The organism is Thalassotalea montiporae, from assembly GCF_053485855.1.
On sequence record NZ_JBQRUO010000002.1, the window covers coordinates 29,172 to 47,720 of the forward strand.

Here is an 18,549-nt window from a genome sequence, read left to right on the forward strand (position 1 = left end):
TGATTAGAGTGGAAATTTACGAATATTTAAATGTGAATCAACAACATGTATTTCACTATTGTTAAAGGCATTAGCGCAGTAATTATCTTTAGTTAAGTCTGTAGACTCAATTTGAGCCCATTTCGCAAAAATACATTCGAAGTAATATAAAGAAACTGGTGATTGGCTCTCTTTGCTAGAAAATAATTCAAATTTCGGAAACATGAAGAATGGGACTTGCAGTGAGTCTAATTCTGGGTTTTCTCTCACATCATGTTTTAACGGTATATCGCCATCAAAAGCTCCCAAACCGTGATCAGAGAAATACAAATACTTACCCTCGTTTTCTGATATCAAATCTATCAATTGAGATTGCACATAATCAGTATAGAGGACAGAGTTGTCATATTGATTCAATAATCTATCTCGGTCTCTAAAAACATCAAAAGCCTTTGGGTATCTAGCATTAAAGGACATATGAGAGCCATAAAAGTGTAAAATAACAAGTGTCTTACCACTTCGTTCTAGCATTATGCCTTTTAACTTATCGACTAGTGCATAATCATATACACTGCCTCCTACATTAGGTGAAAAAAAGAACCTGTAATCTGCCTGCTCAGCCAATGCTGATACGGAAAAGTCCCAATGACTTGTTTTTGCGTGATTCGATATCCAATAAGTTGTATAACCAGCATCTTTTGCTAGGTTGACAATTGATTTTGATAACTCAGGCTTGTTTACTGATTTAGTTAAAGCTGTTGGAACAGCATTCCAAGTATTTGTTCCTGCCGCGTATGCATTTGTAAAGAGAGTTATGTCATCTATTTTGCCAGATAAAAGTGGGGTGGTTTCTCTGTCGTAACCATAAATACCTAAATTTCCAGCTCGTAAGGACTCCCCTATACCTAAAACCAATAGACTATTATTTGCGTCTCTTTGAGAAACATTTTCCCATGTACTCGCAGTTTTCAGCTGCTGACTCAGAAAGTTAACGCTGTCTGTCACGCCTTTTATAGACTTTAAAGCAGGTAATCGATGAGCTAGATCCTCTTGGGTAATATACTCCATCGTAGTAAAAGTCTTTGAATAGCCTCTTGCCAGACCTGTTTGAACATAATAATCATACTTGGAAGAATTGATTAACATATTTACAGAAAAAAGCGCAGGAAACATTAGATATCCAACCCCAACGATCGCCATTAACTTAATTGTGAGCGTTCTTTCTGGTATTGGTGAGAATGTTAGCGCTAATAGAAAAATTAAAAATATAAATGTGGTTATTGTGTTGAATTTAACAAAGGCGAATGATTCACTCACTGATGTGCCCAGCAAGCTCATTACAAGACTTAACGAGAGTGAAGAACCATAAGATAATTGCGTGAATAACTCTATCCCTAAAAAAAAAGCTATTAAAAAACGAATAGATTTTAGTTTAGATAGTGAAACTACACTGATAAGCAAGATAACTTGTAACAATATATGAGCTATCCCTTGCAATAAAGGTTGCTCTAATTTATCTAAGTTCAGTACTAAACAATATATTGTAATAGTCACTGGAACTATCAAAAATTTGTTATTTACTTTTAATTCCATAGGGTTAATTATCCTTTTACTAGCTTCCTGTTAGTGCATAGTGTAGTGTCTTTGCAGCTCCCTATTTTTCACATTCTGGTTGGGTATAATAACTTTTATCAGAGAGGATTATTTTTACATTTTGATTTTTAATTTTACTATTTAAAACTTTCTTATCATTTATGGTAAACAAAAGCACAGGCAAACCTCCGAGAGAATTTTCAAGTGCATGGCTATAATTCCTAAAATTCATCGACACTGCGGAAAAATAATTCATTATGTATTTTATTTTTAACGCATATATATTAATCCAAAAGCGCCTCTGTCCCTGCAGTTCATTGAATGAAACCCAGTAGCTGGTTTGAAAGCCCTCACGCGAGAAAGGTTGGAGATTTGAAGGTTTTTTGGATTCGATAATTATTTTATCTTGTAATCGATATTGCTCCATAAGTTGCTTAAGCTTATTCCGAGCTAGGATGACTTCATCTTTCTTTAATTGTTTTAAATTTTTAAAATCAAGCCAGTAATAAATAGATTGATCTAAGTTATGGAATAATTTGCTTAGGGTTAATAGCTCACCATTTTTTAGATTATATGGATAGTCATGTGAAACAATGTACTCAGCTAAATCTAAATCAAAGAAAATATCTACTTCGACGCCTTTTGCCCCTAACTCTATTGCTTTATTGAATGCTTCTATGGAGTTTTGTTCAAAATCTTTAAAATACCCTCGATGAGCCCAAACCTTATTACATTGATTATAAAAAAATTGGTTATTTCTTATTTTATGTTCAAATAGTAAATCAATTATTATTTTAAAAAAAACAGGAACAGTAATTAGCAAAACTAATACAATTAACAACGCCTTTTCGTTCTTTTTTAATAATCCCATTTACAGCATAAAACATTGTCGATACATCGAAGGAGTTATACTAGGCCCAAAGCATATTTAGATGCAATATGATAATGAGTCTAGGTGAATTAATGGGGTTTAACTCGGCATGTTTTTGTGGCCAACGAGCTATAGTTTTATATAGCTACAAGTATCAATATAGTTGTAATCTATTTTTTAGTTCAGATCCTCTTCGAAAACCAAGTAAGTTGACAGTATTTCGATACTTCAAGAAAGTTATCTTATGTATACAAATTCATTTTATATACGATTAGTTTTCTTTTGATGTAAATACCCTCCTCCTCCTAGTACCAATATTGAAAAAGTGTATACGCACCTTTCAAGTATAAGCGCAGCTACAGCATCTGAACTGTCAATAAAAACAAAATCAGCGAACAAAAATCCTGCTCCTTCTTTTACGCCAATATTTCCGGGAGTTAAGTTGACTAGAGTGCTAAAAGATAAGATACAGCTAAAAGCAGCAATTTGGAAAAAGCTGTAGCTAAGTTGATTATTTAAAGCATAAAAACACAAATACAAAAGCGTAAACCAAGCCACATGAAAAAACACTGAGCTAACAAACGCATATAAGAATCTCGATAACTCCAATTGGTTTATAAAATAACCAAAATATGAAAGGCTGGCAGCTATTAACACGACTGCTAAAACTGAAATACAAAACACAGTGCTAGAGAATGAATAGCCTGTTAAATAAATTATCGGAACAACTGACAATAGCAATTGCGCTACCAATATCAATTTAAAATAAGTCCTCCAACGTAGTTGATAATATTTTTTCAAATAATAACCTCTAAACGCTAGCCCTGATTTGAAGGGTAAAATTAGGTTTAAGAAAGAATTAATGTTATTGATTGAGTATTGGACTATGAAAGTTGGAGCACTATTGACCAACGATAGAATGAAATAAAATTGAACAGTTGCAAACACAGTTGTAGCGAGGTAGCAGCTAAATATTATTACTACTAATAACCACTCAATATTCAATAAAGGTTCAAATAACACCTTTTGATCTGTAACGAATGTAATTAACCAAACAAATAGGTAAATTAAGAATACCAATTTAAACGCTGAGGTGAGCTTTGCTCTAACAGCTTTGTGGTTGAGTATTTTTATGTTCAAATCTAGTGTAAACTTTTTAATATTTATTAAAAGCATATAAAATCTATGAAGGGAATTCACCAACAATCAAGCTTGTTGAATGCATTGGCCAAAAATAACCTATTGTCTCCTGAAATAGCTGAAACTATAAATTCAGAATTTTCAGGCCAAGACAAGCCCTTTATACGATTTTTGGTCGAAGAAAAAAAACTAAACAGTAAAACCGTTGCTGCCATACTCTCTCGATCTTTTGGCTACCCACTTATTGACCTTTCTAAGTTTGATGCCTCACTTGTTCCTGAAGGCGTACGAAACGAAAAACTTATAAGAAAGCACAATGCTCTGCCCCTATATTTGCGAGGCAAAGTACTTTTTGTAGCCATGTCGGATCCTACCGATATTGATGCCCTAGAAGACATTCAATTTAATACTGGATTCTCCACCGAACTAGTGCTGGTTGATGAAAGTAGTTTACAAAAATCCATTGACGATGTTTTGGAGTCTGACGTTGAAGCCCTAGATATCAGTGATATCGATTCGAACGAACTGGCAGGTATAGAGGTTCAAGAAGAGCAAAGTGATAATGAAACTGTTGGACAGGAGCAAGATGACGCACCAATTGTTGTTTATATTAATAAGATTCTATTAGACGCTATAAAAAAAGGGGCTTCAGATTTACATTTTGAGCCTTACGAACATTCCTATCGGATACGCTTTCGTATCGATGGAATTTTAAATGAAATAGCTAAACCTCCAGTTGCATTAGCTTCTAGAATGGCTGCCCGCTTAAAGGTCATGTCTAAGCTCGATATTGCAGAGCGACGCGTACCACAAGATGGTCGTATAAAACTTGCATTATCGAAGAAGAAATCTATCGACTTCCGTGTTTCTACCCTGCCTACCATGTGGGGCGAAAAGATTGTAATGCGGATATTGGACTCTTCTAGTGCAATGCTTGGCATTGATATGCTTGGCTATGAAGCAGACCAAAAAGGCATTTATATGGAAGCCCTAGACCAACCGCAGGGTATGATTTTGGTAACTGGGCCAACAGGCTCTGGTAAAACTGTTTCTCTTTATACTGGCTTAAATATTTTGAATACCGCTGAGCGCAACATATCAACGGCAGAAGATCCTGTTGAGATTAACTTAGAGGGTATTAACCAAGTTCAAATTAATACGAAGGCTGGCCTTACCTTCCCTAGTGCACTCCGTTCTTTCCTGCGACAAGATCCCGATATTGTAATGGTTGGTGAGATCCGTGACTTGGAAACGGCGGAAATTGCTATTAAAGCAGCACAAACTGGTCACTTGGTGCTATCAACACTACACACCAATTCCGCCGCAGAAACCCTAACTCGTCTGCTTAACATGGGGGTGCCAGCATTTAATGTTGCGAGCTCTGTCAGCATTATTATTGCACAGCGACTTGCACGTCGGCTTTGTACTCAATGTAAAGCGCCAGATGACATACCTCACGATCACCTCAGGCAACTGGGCTTCCCTGAAGATAAGTTAGGGACCTTTACAATTTATAAGCCGGTTGGCTGTGATGATTGCACTGGCGGTTATAAGGGGCGAGTAGGTATTTACGAAGTTGTAAAAATTACCTCTGAAGTAGCCACTATAATAATGGAGGGAGGAAACTCACTCGACATTGCCAGCCAGTTCCAAAAAGAGGGCTACAATAACCTGAGGCAATCTGGCATAGTAAAAGCAATGAGCGGTATTACGAGCCTTGAAGAGGTCAATCGTGTTACTGCCAATTAAATTGTCTCGGCTGTTAATAAAACTAATATAAGGCGCGAAGGAAGTTCACATGGCAGTAAGTTCCGCATCAAAGAGTCCCACTAGAAAAGCTAAAAGTAAGGATAAAAATATCAAAGCGAAAGTGAATGATGTTTTTATTTGGCAAGGAGTTAATCGAAAAGGAAAAAAAATCTCTGGTGAATTATCTGCTGCAAGCATTCTAGAACTTAAAGCACAACTGCGAAAACAAGGTATAACTCCAGGTAGAATAAAGAAAAAACCTAGACCATTATTCGGGATTGGCGGTGGTGCCAAACCGATAAAACCAGTTGATATTGCTACGACAACTCGTCAACTTGCCACGATGCTAGGTGCAGGGGTTCCTTTGGTTCAAAGCATCGAAATGATTGCTAAAGGCAACGACAACGAGAATATGCAAAAGTTGCTTAATGAAATAGCCGCAAAACTAGGCTCAGGACTACCATTGTCTGAATGCCTTCGGGAGCACCCAAAGTATTTTGATGACCTATACTGTGATTTAGTAGCATCTGGCGAACAATCGGGGGCTTTAGAAACCATATATGATCGTATCGCAACATACAAAGAGAAAGCAGAAGCGCTAAAAGCCAAAATAAAAAAAGCATTAACTTACCCAATATCTGTTTTAGTTGTAGCCTTCGTCGTAACAGCAATCTTACTTATCTTTGTAGTTCCTGTTTTCCAAGAAATCTTTGCTAATTTTGGCGCTGAGCTCCCTGCATTTACCCTACTAGTAATTGCAATATCTGAATTTATGCAGTCATATTGGTATATAGGCTTAGCTGCTTTATTTATTGCTGGTTTCTTGTTTAAGAGAGCTCATCGTAATAGCCAAGGATTTAGGGATAAAGTTGATAAAAGCATACTTAAAATACCCGTCGTAGGGGACATTCTAGATAAAGCAGCTGTTGCACGTTACGCGCGTACACTATCAACCACCTTTGCAGCTGGTGTACCGTTAATTGATGCGCTTGAGTCAGCGGCTGGTGCGTCAGGTAACGCCGTCTATCGCGATGCTATTTTAGACATAAGGTCAGAAGTATCATCAGGTATGCAAATGAACTTAGCGATGAGAAATTCGCAAATATTCCCTGATATGGTGATACAAATGGTATCCATTGGTGAAGAGTCCGGTGCAGTAGACGATATGCTAGCTAAAGTCGCAAACGTTTACGAAGCTGAAGTAGATAATGCGGTAGATAATTTAACTGCTTTGCTTGAGCCCATGATTATGTCAGTTTTAGGTGTTGTGATTGGTGGCTTAATCATCGCGATGTACTTACCTATATTCCAGATTGGACAGGTTGTATAGTTCCTCTTTTATTGATAACGTCCCGCTTAAAGCCATTGGTAGACAATGGCTTTTTTTATTTTACTAAGTATATAAATTTTGAGTTTGAAACATGTTAGAAAACACTATTTCCGCTTTTGAGCAATTCCCATGGTTTTATCTAGGTACTGTGTTTGTGTTTTCGCTAATGGTCGGTAGCTTTCTAAATGTTGTTATCTATCGCTTACCCAAAATGATGGAGCTTGCTTGGTACCTTGAATGTCGCGAATTTTTAAAAGATGAAGTACCAGAAAAACCGACGCGAGATGTTACCCCTATATCACTTTCTAAGCCAAACTCCACATGCCCCAAATGTGGCCATGCAATTAAGGCTTATGAAAACGTCCCAGTAATCAGTTGGCTTTTTCTAAAAGGTAAATGCAGTAGCTGTAGTACTAAAATATCCAAACGTTACCCGCTTGTTGAGCTTGCAACTGCACTGCTCGGGTTAGCGGTTGCGAATCATTTCGGCGTTACTTGGGTCGCCGCTTGGGTACTACTCCTAACCTTTGCACTTGTTGCCTTAACCATGATCGATTTAGATCATATGTTACTGCCAGACCAAATCACTCTCCCATTTCTATGGCTAGGTTTACTCATCAACCTTAATGGCATTATTGTGCCTATTGAAGATGCTGTTATTGGTGCTATTGCAGGCTATATGAGTTTGTTTTCTGTTTTTTGGTTATTCAAACTTATTACCGGTAAAGAAGGCATGGGTCATGGTGATTTCAAGCTAGTCGCATTATTCGGTGCTTGGATGGGCTGGCAACTTTTACCGCTACTAATTTTAATGGCATCTTTTGTTGGCGCTATCGTTGGTATTTCATTGATGCTATTTAAAAATCATCAGCGAGATCAGGCTATTCCATTTGGCCCATATTTAGCTGTTGCTGGCTGGATATGTCTGCTTTGGGGCGAGTCTATTTGGCAATGGTACTTATCTACCCTAGCTCTTTAATTTTAAAATATGAAAAGTTCAGTTAAGACATTTTAGGAAATCACAAAGCACATGATTATTGGGTTAACTGGTGGCATTGGTAGCGGTAAAAGTACCGTCGCCAATTATTTTACAAATTTGAACATTGATATTGTCGATGCCGATATTGTTGCTAGAGAAGTTGTTGAACCTGGCACTATAGGGCTAACGAAAATTACCAACCATTTCGGCAAACAGGTACTAAAAACCGATGGTAGCCTCGATCGAGAAAAATTGAGACAAATCGTTTTTACTGACAGCAATGCAAAACAATGGCTCAATCAGTTACTTCATCCGCTGATCCGAACAGAGATATTTACTCAATTATCCAAAGCCAAATCACCCTACAAGCTACTGGTTGCACCTTTACTGATTGAAAATGGTTTAGACACGCAAGTGGATTACGTTTTAGTCGTCGATATCACCAAAGAGCAGCAGCTTGAGCGAACGTTGAAACGAGATAATTCCACGCCAGAAGTTATAAACAACATAATTTCAGCTCAGATCTCACGCGAAGAACGATTAGCAAAAGCAGATGACGTTATTGACAATAGCAGCGCTAACTTAGCTGATGTTGAACAACAAGTTCATAAACTTCACAAAAAATATCTTTCGTTAGCAGCAAGTTAGCATGCTTCTTGTGATCACAATTAAATGACAATTTAATGAAAAAATTCGCCATTTAGATCATCAATCGTTAGTATAACCTGATAGATCCACCGAGCTACTGTTACGATGTCAGTTTTATACGAGCACCCGCTTAATGAGCGCATACGCAACTACTTAAAACTTGAGCAACTTTTTGTTCAAGCACACAATTGTGATGCCCAATATATTACTGATAATTATCAAGTATTTTTCAACGCATTATTTGCTACATTCGACACCTTAGATCGCAATGATATTCGCGGCGAATTGATAAAAGATCTTGAACGGCTCGAACAGCATTTAGTCATGTGGTCAAAATCACCTGATATCGACAGCAAAGCATTAGAAAAAAACCTTCAACAAATCGTAGGTTATGTTTGTCAGCTCAGAGTAAACAAACAAGCATGGCACGAACTTCGACAAGACAAATTACTGGGCTCAATTAAACAACGCTTCGCTATTCAGGGCGGTAGCTCTCTATTTGACCTACCACAACTGCAGTATTGGCTCGCAAGAGCGCAAAATTACACCCTCTCAGATATGGAAAACTGGCTAGCTAAGTTCGCACTATTACGTGATGCAATTTCTCTAGTGTTAAAATTTATTCGTCAACGAGGAAATTTCGAAGCAATTGAATGTGATTCTGGCTTTTATCAAGACAATGGTGAAGGCTTGCTGTTGTTACGCATAAAAGTGCCAGAGGGTGCGGAATACTACCCAACCATAAGCGGGAATCGTTTTCGCTATTCCATTCGATTTATGCTGCCCTGTCAGCAAACAGGTCGCAAGTATTCCAAGCAAACGACACAGTTTGAACTTGCTCGTTGCTAACGCTATACTCGCCGCCATTAACTCTCCAAAAAATTCTATATTTATGGCAACCACAGTCAAATGCCCTACGTGTGATAAACCTGTTGTTTGGCAAGCATGCAGCGAACATCGCCCTTTTTGTTCAGAGCGCTGCAAATTAATTGATTTAGGTGACTGGGCTGAGGAAAACCATAAAATTTCGCAGCCTGTGCAAAGTGCCGAGCCTATGTCAGAAGAGATGATTGACGCCTTGGAAGAGCAGTTCTTACAGCATCATAAGTTTTTTGTAGAACCTGAATAATATCGCTAGCTATGTGTCTAGAAGCCACTTATACCGAGTGGCTTTTTAATTTATGCTCAAAGCTACTTTTAAGCGTACAGCGCTGTCAGCCTTTCGACTATCGCAAGGTTTGCTTCCGGAAACTCGATAGCCCCTAATTTACTAATACTTGCCCACTGCTGCTCATTGCCTTCTTGTGAGTTAGGCTCACCGCTAAACTGATCGACAATAAAAATATCTAACTTAACTTGTTTGTCGCCATAATCATGGCTGATTTCCATCAATGGCTGGCATGCAAGTATATCGACACCAACCTCTTCCTTGAGCTCTCTAGCTAGCGCTTGGGCAACCGTTTCTTCAGATTCAACCTTACCCCCAGGAAACTCCCATTTACCGCCCTGATGCACATCTGAGTGCCTTCTGGTAAGGAATACACTCTCATCTTGAATAATCACACCTACTGCTACATGTACTAGTTTCATCTAACGTCTCTTTTATTAATTTTCTTATTGATTAGAGCGTGTTGATCTTTCGAGGTTGAATTTTGTTCAAGCTAAACGCTTTCTGACCACGGCGCTCGGTTTGTGGCATAGTTGTTCTGCGTAAAAAGCGAGCAACAAAGAGCAGGAAGCGTTTAGGTGAACCTTTGAGGCAGCGCCTGTTTGGCTTCTCTACTGCTTTGTCGCACCTTTATGTAGAGTAACTACACGACATGTGCTCCGCCTTGTATAAAACCCAAACAGACTGCTGCCCCCCCCTGAAAGGTCAACACGCTCTAAATTGCGGTTTTTAAACGGCATTAAAAAAGGGGATACCAATCCCCTTTTTTGAACATCAGTGACCTACTAATTAGATTAGCTTAGCTTACCACAACACTGCTTGTACTTTTTACCTGAGCCACAAGGACATGGGTCATTGCGACCAACACGAGGTTGGCGTTGTTGCGGGGCTACTTCGTTTTCAGCGCTTTGGTGCTCAAAGTTTTTAGGAACTTCTTCTGCTTTACGGTGTTGTTCTTCTACCGCTTCAACATCTGATTCCGCCTGAATTTTAACTTTACTCAAAATACCAACAACGTCATATTTCAAGTTATCCAGCATCTCTGAGAATAACTCGAATGACTCACGCTTATATTCTTGCTTAGGGTTTTTCTGAGCATAACCGCGTAAGTGAATACCTTGGCGTAAGTGATCCATCGCTGATAAATGCTCTTTCCAGTGTGAATCAAGACTTTGAAGCATTACCGCTTTCTCGAACTGGCGAAGTACATCAGCTCCAACCATTTCTTCTTTTTCGCTGTAAGTGTTTTCAAATTCACCGACAATTTTTTCACGTAATGTTTCTTCGTGTAGGCTCTTATCTTCTGCTAACCAATTAGCAATTGGCAATTCAGTATTGAACTCGCCTTTTAATCGCTCTTCTAAACCTGCTACATCCCACATTTCTTCTAACGACTGTGGTGGAATATGCTGGTCAATCACACCGTTGATAACATCAGAGCGAACAACCGAAATTACTTCACCAATTTCGCTTTCATCTAAAAGCTCATTACGCTGCTCATAGATAACTTTACGTTGATCGTTGGCTACGTCATCGAATTCAAGAAGCTGTTTACGAATGTCAAAGTTACGACCTTCAACTTTGCGCTGTGCGTTTTCAATGCTCTTGGTTACCCATGGGTGCTCAATAGCTTCGCCACGCTCCATACCTAACTTGCGCATCATATTAGCAATACGCTCAGATGCGAAAATACGCATCAAGCCATCTTCCATCGATAAGTAGAAACGAGAAGAACCCGCATCACCTTGACGACCGGCACGACCACGTAATTGGTTATCAATTCGACGTGACTCATGACGCTCTGTCGCGATAATGTGTAAACCGCCAAGTTCAAGCACTTTGTCATGCTCTTCTTGCCATGCCGCTTTGGCTTTTTCAACTTGTTCTTCGGTTGGGTTATTTAGCTTGGCAAGGGCAGCTTCTAAATTACCACCTAAGACGATATCGGTACCACGACCCGCCATATTCGTAGCAATGGTTACTGCGCCTGTTTTACCGGCTTCCGCAACAATTTCAGCTTCTTGCGCGTGGAACTTAGCATTGAGTACTTTATGCTTAATCTTCGCTTTTTTAAGGAATGCAGATAAAAACTCAGAAGTTTCAATGCTAATCGTACCAACCAATACTGGCTGACCACGTTCAACACAATCTTTGATGTCTTCAAGAATGGCTTCGTATTTTTCTTCAGCAGTCAAATAGATTAAGTCAGCCATGTCTTTACGGATCATCTCGCGGTTAGTTGGGATGATGACCGTTTCTAAACCATAAATATGGTTAAATTCGAACGCTTCAGTATCAGCAGTACCTGTCATACCGGAAAGCTTTTCGTAAATACGGAAGTAGTTTTGGAATGTGATAGAAGCAAGCGTTTGGTTTTCGTTTTGGATACGTACGCCTTCTTTGGCTTCAACTGCTTGGTGTAAGCCTTCAGACCAGCGACGGCCTTCCATCGTACGGCCGGTATGCTCATCTACTATAACAATCTCATCGTCTTTGACAATGTAGTCAACGTCCTTTTGGAATAAGTTATGAGCACGTAAAGCAGCCATAACGTGGTGAAGTAAAGAGATATTTGCCGCTGCAAACAGTGACTCACCTTCTTTAATCAAGCCTTTTTGCTGAAGGATCTCTTCAATATTAACTTGGCCACGCTCAGTTAGGTAAACCTGCTTGGCTTTCTCATCAATGGTGTAATCGCCAGCAACGAAATCTTCAGATTGACCTGTATCTTCGTCTTTATCTTCTTCACTTTGACGTTCTAAGCCCGGCACTATGGTATTTATGGCACGGTAAAGCTCTGAACTATCTTCAGCCTGACCTGAGATAATTAGTGGTGTACGGGCTTCGTCAATTAAAATTGAGTCAACCTCATCCACTACTGCAAAGTTAAGTGGGCGCTGGACACGATCGCCGGCAGAAAATGCCATGTTGTCGCGCAAGTAATCAAAACCAAACTCGTTGTTAGTACCGTAAGTAATATCGCTTTGATACGCTTCATGCTTTTCAGGCTGCGACAGACCTGGAATATTACAGCCAACGGTTAGGCCAAGGAATGCAAATAATGGGCGCGACCAATCAGCATCACGTTTCGCTAAGTAGTCGTTCACCGTAACAACATGAACACCTTTGCCAGAAAGTGCGTTTAAGTATGTTGGCAAAGTAGCCGTTAAGGTTTTACCTTCACCGGTGCGCATCTCAGCGATTTTGCCTTGGTTAAGCACCATACCACCAATCATTTGCACATCGAAGTGACGCATGCCAAACACACGCTTACTCGCTTCACGCACAACGGCAAAAGCTTCTGGAAGAATGGCTTCTAATGACTCACCTTGTTCAATACGCGCTTTAAATTCAGCCGTTTTAGCTTTTAGCTCTTCATCACTAAGTGCTTCAATTGTTGGCTCTAAGGCATTAATTGTTGCGACTTCTTTGCGCATTTTCTTCAGAAGACGGTCGTTGCGACTTCCGAAAACTTTTGTCATTAACTTTACAAACATTTTGATAAACCAAATTTAGAAGACAATTCTTCAACTAATAAAAATTCATGCTGTGGCTCGCACCACAACTAAAAAAGCGATTCAATCTTAGGGTTATTTTGCTTTGCGATAAACGTATTTTATCGGATTTATTTGGGTGTTATTACGCAAGATCTCGTAATGAACATGCGGCCCAGTTGAGCGCCCTGTGCTTCCCATACGCGCAATAATTTGCCCTTTCTCTACCACATCACCCAACTCAACAAGCAGTTGCTTGTTATGACCATAGCGCGTTTTATAACCGTCACCATGATCAATCTCAATTAAGTTACCATAGCCGTATCGCTCACCTGACCAACTTACAATGCCAGATGCTGTCGCGATAATCGGTGCATTTTCCTTACCCGCAAAATCAACGCCTTTATGCATCGCTGGGCGACCGTGGAATGGGTCTTTTCTCACCCCATAGTAAGATGACAACCAGCCTTTAACAATAGGTCGGCCAGACAAATAACTATTGCTTTGTATATGGTGACCAAGCGTCACTGATTCAAGTAGCATCAGTTGATTTTGTTCCTGAACAACTTGCTGCTCTAGCGTTTCTATTTCAAGTAGCAGCTCAGCAAGCGTTTTGCTTTTCACTTGCTCGGGCGATTGAACAGGCCCACCTGTCGGCGGTTGCTGATCAAAATTAAATTCTTTTTCAGAAATATTGTTTTCTTCTGCAAGGCGATCACCAAGTGCATTAAGACGCAGTACTTGCGATTGCAGTTCAGCTAACTTTAATGTCAATGCAATGACTTGTTGTTTGTCTGATGAAGGCAATTCGGCTATTTGCGTTGTCGGCTCTATTGACGCTGAAGAGTTAGCTGGAATTGCATTTGCTGAAATGACTAAATGGATCACTAAACCTGAAATTAGGGCAAAAACCGATAACGCAGACAACCAATGAAACTTCGATAGTCTCATTGAGAACCTAACATTATTGCCGCGATATAAAAGGGTTAAACTCATAACTACTTGGTTTTAAACACACCATTTAACATTGAACAATAAAACGGTGTCGTATTTGCCTTAATCTTATGCATAAATCGCTTATGCAGTTTTGTGATAATCTGCGGAACTTTGGCATAAATCCACGAAAAACTCAATGGCTTGGTCTATTTGCATACAGTCAGGTTGAAAAGTTTATGCCAGATTGATAAACGAAAACAAAAAAGGCCGGCATTGCCGACCTTTTCAATGAAGCATAAATTAGCTTGCTACACTTAGCTCTTGGAACATGGCTGGTGCACTGGCTTCATCTTCATATGTTACCCATTCCCAAGCATCTGTCTGCTTAAACACTTCGCGAAGCAAAATGTTGTTTACAGCATGACCAGATTTGAACGCGCGCAATTCACCAAGAATGCTAACGCCGCCCATGTATAAATCACCAATAGCATCAAGAATTTTGTGTTTCACAAATTCATCATCGTAACGAAGCTCGTCGCTATTAAGCATACGGTACTCATCTAGCACGATAGCATTTTCTAAACTGCCACCTAATGCTAGGTTATGAGAACGCAAAAACTCGATGTCTTTCATAAAGCCAAACGTACGAGCGCGGCTAATTTCTTTGATAAATGATGACGAGGTTAGGTCCATCGTCATGCTTTGACCTGTTTTTGAGATAACTGGATGCTCGAAGTCGATCGCAAAATCAACTTTAAAACCATTGTATGGTAAAAGCTCTGCCCACTTATCATCTTCCTCAACACGAATTGGCTTTTTAATACGCAAAAAGCGCTTAGCAGCATTTAACTCTTCTACGCCTACTGATTGAATCAGGTAGACGAAAGGTAATGCGCTGCCATCCATAATTGGGATTTCAGGCGAATCAACATCGATCACTAGGTTATCAATACCTAACCCAGCAATTGCTGAAAGAAGGTGTTCGACGGTGGAAATCTTAACACCATCTTCATTCACTAAACACGTACATAAGGTCGTTTCACCAACAGCTTCTGGCGTTGCTTTAATATCAACCACTGGCTCCAAGTCTACACGACGGAACACAATGCCAGTATTAGCAGGTGCAGGACGGAGAGTAACCTTAACCTTCTCACCTTTGTGTAAACCAACACCGACTGCTGAAACGCTATCTTTTAATGTACGTTGTTTAATCATAGATCGCCTGTTCTTAAGTCAATAAAATTCGGATAACATCCGACCACCTTACTAAGCGGTTGCGTAATGTATCAAAATTTGTTTATCAAATCAAAAATACGGCCAAAGCCTGTACGATTTGTAACATTTAGCTGCTAGCCTAAACTGTTTAGCTGGCTAGCATCGCTATTAACAATTAGTCAGCTTGCTTGCGTAAGAAAGCTGGAATATCTAAATAGCTATCCAATTCTTTCGCTGACGTAGTCACGGGTGCTGACTCTGGCACTGCGGCTGTCATTGGTTCAGCTTGTGGTGCTGCAACATAGTCACCACCAACCACTTGCTGCTCAACCGCAGGTGCTGGATTAACTAACGTGATATCTGGCTTGCGCTCTGCGCCGATACCCGTTGCTACTACAGTTACACGTAGTTCATCTGTCATTTCAGGGTCGATAACCGCACCAACAACAACCGTCGCATTTTCAGATGCGAAAGCTTTTACTTGGTTACCAACAGTTTCAAACTCATCAATGCTGATATCCATACCTGCGGTAATATTCACCAAAATACCGCGTGCACCTGCTAGGTCAACGTCTTCTAATAATGGGCTAGCAATTGCCGCTTCTGCAGCTTCTTGTGCACGGTCTTCACCAGATGCAATACCAGACCCCATCATTGCCGTTCCCATTTCAGACATTACGGTACGAACGTCGGCAAAGTCCACGTTGATTAGACCAGGGCGAGTAATCAGCTCAGCAATACCTTGAACTGCGCCAAGCAAAACATTGTTCGCGGCTTTAAATGCGTCAAGTAGTGATGTACCTGGGCCAAGCACTTTTAATAGCTTTTCGTTAGGAATAGTAATTAACGAGTCAACATGGTTTGCCAAGAACTCAATACCTTGGTCGGCGTAGTTCATACGCTTCTTACCTTCGAATGGGAAAGGCTTAGTCACCACAGCAACCGTTAACACACCCATTTCTTTAGCCACTTCCGCAACTACTGGCGCTGCACCCGTACCTGTACCACCGCCCATACCAGCAGCGATAAAGACCATGTCTGCACCTTCAAGCGTTTGCTTGATAGTTTCACGATCTTCTTCTGCTGCACGGCGGCCAATTTCTGGGTTCGCACCAGCACCTAAACCTTTAGTAACATCGCTACCTAACTGCAAAGTCACATTAGCTGATGAATTACGCAATGCCTGTGAATCAGTATTTGCGGTAATAAACTCAACACCTTCAATGGTTTGGCTTACCATATGCTCAACAGCGTTACCGCCGCCACCGCCAACACCAATGACCTTGATAACTGCTTCTTCGTTATGATCTTCCATCAGTTCAAACATTTTTCTCTCTCCGTTTTTAACGTTTTTGTTCCACCAAAAATTTAAACAACAACCGCTATCCGCATGATTGCGAACAGCGACAATTAAAACTCGCCTTTAAACCAGGCATGAACACGTGACCATAAGTCCGTCACACCTTCTACATTCTTTTTCGCTTTCTCTTCGTTGCCGCTTTCCTGCATGCCGTAATGCAACAAACCAACCACCGTTGAATAGCTTGGATCGCTCACATATTCATATAAACCTTCAACAGGCAATGGCTGGGCGATACGCACTGGCATTTGGAAGACTTCTTCAGCAAATTCCACTACACCTTCCATTTTCGAGGTACCACCTGTAAGTACAAAGCCCGCCGCGATTTGATCGGCTAAGCCCGCCTCGCGCAACTCTTCTTGAATTAATTCAAATAGTTCGTGATATCTCGGTTCAACCACTTCTGACAAGGTATGACGCGACATACTACGTGCAGGTCTACCGCCAACACTTGGCACTTCAATGCTTTCTTCCATGCTAACCATTTGACGTAATGCACAGGCATACTGCACTTTGATCTCTTCTGCATGGCTAAGTGGTGTTCTGAAGATTTTCGAAATATCACTAGTAACCTGATTACCCGCGACAGGGATTACCGCGGTATGACGCAGTGCGCCACCGGTAAATACCGCTAAATCCATAGTGCCAGCACCAATATCAACAACACAGATGCCTAGCTCTTTTTCATCTTCTGTCACCACCGCATAACTTGACGCTAATGCCGAGAAAATCAGTTGATCGGCTTTGAGTTCACAGCGCTCAACACATTTAACTAAGTTTTTTGCCATATCATTAGCGCAGGTAACAATATGCACCTTGGCTTCCATACGAACACCAGACATACCGATTGGGCTTTTGATACCGTCTTGGCAATCAATACTAAATTCTTGTGGTAGCACGTGGAGCATGCGACGCTCAGCAGAAATAGGAACAGAGCGTGCCGTGTGAATCACGTTGTCGACATCTTCCTGTACTACTTCGTTGTCACTGACTGGCACCATACCGTTTTCGTTTTGACAGCTAATGTGCTTGCCAGAGATACCTAAGTAAATTGAACTAATGCGACAGTCTGCCATGAGTTCGGCTTCGTTAATGGCACGTTGAATGGATTGAATCACTAAATTCAAATCATTCACGCCGCCTTTATCCATACCACGTGATGGCTGATTACCGACCCCAACTATGCTGAGTTTGTTTTCTGGCGTTACTTCGCCAACGGCAACCGAGATTTTCGACGTACCGATATCTAGGCCAACAACTAATTTTCTTTCTGCTACTTTCGCCATCAATTTACACTCTTTGCTCTTCAGGGGCTGGCTTCCAGCCAACCGCAACACCGGTATCGTAGCGAAGGTCAATGTAATCAATCACTTCGTCTTGTTTTTGATACTGTTTAATCTGTGGATAAATATCCATAAAGCGTTGTACACGTTGCACACGCTCTTCACGGCCTAAATTTATCTGTACGCCATCACTTAACGTTAACTGCCAAGAAAAACGCTCTGACAGCACCAATTCGTTAATCGCCAAACTGCTGTAGGCCAACAACTTGTTCAAGCTATGGTAATTTTCTAACGCCACCTGCTCACTGCCTTCAGGGCCAAAAAACGCTGGCAGCGGGTGATTTACACGCTCATGTGACGCTTGAAACGCCTTTCCGTATTGGTTAATAAAAAAGTCACCATTCCAACGCGCAATAGGCGCTTGATCAACCACATAAATCTTCAATTCGTTTGGCCATTGCTTGCGCACTGACACTGAATACACCCAAGGCAATTGCGCTACACGTGCCTGCACTTGGTTAACATCCACTTTAAAAAAGTTGCCGATATTCAGGGGCGCTAATACCGCTAACACATCGCTTTCGCGGGTGTATGGCATTTCGCCTGATATCGCAACATGCGTTACTGGCGAGGTTTCGGCTGAATTAAACTTCTGACCAATAAACCAAGCCACCGACAACAAGCCAACCACTACCATCAGAAAAAACGTCAAGCCCAACCAAAACGTCCAATGCACGTTTGCTTTGGTTTCGTTTTTAGTAGCCAATGTTTTAGCTGATGCTCTTGCCATTAACTTTTTAAACC

16 protein-coding genes are annotated in these 18,549 nt (G+C 40.6%); 6 read left to right on the forward strand and 10 right to left on the reverse strand.

Annotated features, from left to right (window positions below; all coding sequences use genetic code 11):
• Positions 1-3: 3 nt before the first annotated feature.
• The 3 genes from ACSLUR_RS06810 to ACSLUR_RS06820 all read right to left on the reverse strand — a co-directional run bounded on the left by ACSLUR_RS06810 (position 4) and on the right by ACSLUR_RS06820 (position 3,619).
• Positions 4-1,572: a phosphoethanolamine transferase gene (locus ACSLUR_RS06810; protein WP_448553041.1), complete on the reverse strand. Its 1,569-nt coding sequence runs from the start codon at positions 1,570-1,572 to the stop codon at positions 4-6.
• Between the two features lie 61 nt (positions 1,573-1,633).
• Positions 1,634-2,443, reverse strand: coding sequence for a glycerophosphodiester phosphodiesterase (locus ACSLUR_RS06815; protein ID WP_448553043.1), 810 nt, complete (start codon positions 2,441-2,443; stop codon positions 1,634-1,636).
• A 261-nt stretch (positions 2,444-2,704) separates the two neighbouring features.
• Positions 2,705-3,619 (reverse strand): lysylphosphatidylglycerol synthase domain-containing protein, encoded by a 915-nt coding sequence (locus ACSLUR_RS06820; RefSeq protein ID WP_448553045.1) that lies wholly within the window; start codon positions 3,617-3,619, stop codon positions 2,705-2,707.
• A 9-nt stretch (positions 3,620-3,628) separates the two neighbouring features.
• On the opposite strand from ACSLUR_RS06820, the gene pilB reads away from it, so the two are divergent.
• The 6 genes from pilB to yacG all read left to right on the forward strand — a co-directional run bounded on the left by pilB (position 3,629) and on the right by yacG (position 9,418).
• A complete protein-coding gene (gene pilB / locus ACSLUR_RS06825; RefSeq protein ID WP_448553047.1) occupies positions 3,629-5,332 on the forward strand; it encodes a type IV-A pilus assembly ATPase PilB in 1,704 nt (567 codons plus the stop codon).
• 49 nt (positions 5,333-5,381) lie between these two features.
• On the forward strand, positions 5,382-6,662 hold the full coding sequence (locus ACSLUR_RS06830; RefSeq protein WP_448553049.1) for a type II secretion system F family protein: 1,281 nt from the start codon (positions 5,382-5,384) through the stop codon (positions 6,660-6,662).
• 91 nt (positions 6,663-6,753) lie between these two features.
• Complete coding sequence (locus ACSLUR_RS06835; protein ID WP_448553051.1) at positions 6,754-7,641, forward strand: prepilin peptidase; 888 nt, start codon at positions 6,754-6,756, stop codon at positions 7,639-7,641.
• A gap of 51 nt (positions 7,642-7,692) precedes the next feature.
• Positions 7,693-8,289 carry a dephospho-CoA kinase gene (gene coaE, locus ACSLUR_RS06840; protein ID WP_448553053.1) on the forward strand — a complete coding sequence of 199 codons (597 nt, stop codon included), beginning with the start codon at positions 7,693-7,695 and terminating at the stop codon, positions 8,287-8,289.
• Between the two features lie 105 nt (positions 8,290-8,394).
• Positions 8,395-9,138 (forward strand): cell division protein ZapD, encoded by a 744-nt coding sequence (gene zapD / locus ACSLUR_RS06845; protein WP_448553054.1) that lies wholly within the window; start codon positions 8,395-8,397, stop codon positions 9,136-9,138.
• Between the two features lie 43 nt (positions 9,139-9,181).
• Positions 9,182-9,418: a DNA gyrase inhibitor YacG gene (yacG, locus tag ACSLUR_RS06850; RefSeq protein ID WP_448553055.1), complete on the forward strand. Its 237-nt coding sequence runs from the start codon at positions 9,182-9,184 to the stop codon at positions 9,416-9,418.
• A 68-nt stretch (positions 9,419-9,486) separates the two neighbouring features.
• Here yacG and mutT read toward each other — a convergent pair whose 3' ends face one another.
• The 7 genes from mutT to ACSLUR_RS06885 all read right to left on the reverse strand — a co-directional run bounded on the left by mutT (position 9,487) and on the right by ACSLUR_RS06885 (position 18,535).
• Complete coding sequence (mutT, locus tag ACSLUR_RS06855) at positions 9,487-9,879, reverse strand: 8-oxo-dGTP diphosphatase MutT (protein ID WP_448553057.1); 393 nt, start codon at positions 9,877-9,879, stop codon at positions 9,487-9,489.
• A gap of 372 nt (positions 9,880-10,251) precedes the next feature.
• On the reverse strand, positions 10,252-12,954 hold the full coding sequence (gene secA / locus ACSLUR_RS06860; RefSeq protein WP_448553059.1) for a preprotein translocase subunit SecA: 2,703 nt from the start codon (positions 12,952-12,954) through the stop codon (positions 10,252-10,254).
• 93 nt (positions 12,955-13,047) lie between these two features.
• On the reverse strand, positions 13,048-13,902 hold the full coding sequence (locus ACSLUR_RS06865; protein WP_448553061.1) for a M23 family metallopeptidase: 855 nt from the start codon (positions 13,900-13,902) through the stop codon (positions 13,048-13,050).
• 285 nt (positions 13,903-14,187) lie between these two features.
• On the reverse strand, positions 14,188-15,102 hold the full coding sequence (gene lpxC / locus ACSLUR_RS06870; RefSeq protein WP_116001284.1) for a UDP-3-O-acyl-N-acetylglucosamine deacetylase: 915 nt from the start codon (positions 15,100-15,102) through the stop codon (positions 14,188-14,190).
• 175 nt (positions 15,103-15,277) lie between these two features.
• The gene (gene ftsZ, locus ACSLUR_RS06875; RefSeq protein ID WP_116001286.1) at positions 15,278-16,429 is read right to left on the reverse strand and encodes a cell division protein FtsZ; all 1,152 of its coding nucleotides are present in this window, start codon (positions 16,427-16,429) and stop codon (positions 15,278-15,280) included.
• Between the two features lie 83 nt (positions 16,430-16,512).
• On the reverse strand, positions 16,513-17,748 hold the full coding sequence (gene ftsA / locus ACSLUR_RS06880; RefSeq protein WP_116001288.1) for a cell division protein FtsA: 1,236 nt from the start codon (positions 17,746-17,748) through the stop codon (positions 16,513-16,515).
• A gap of 4 nt (positions 17,749-17,752) precedes the next feature.
• Positions 17,753-18,535, reverse strand: a complete 783-nt coding sequence (locus ACSLUR_RS06885; RefSeq protein ID WP_448553064.1) for a cell division protein FtsQ/DivIB — start codon at positions 18,533-18,535, stop codon at positions 17,753-17,755.
• Between the last annotated feature and the right edge of the window lie 14 nt (positions 18,536-18,549).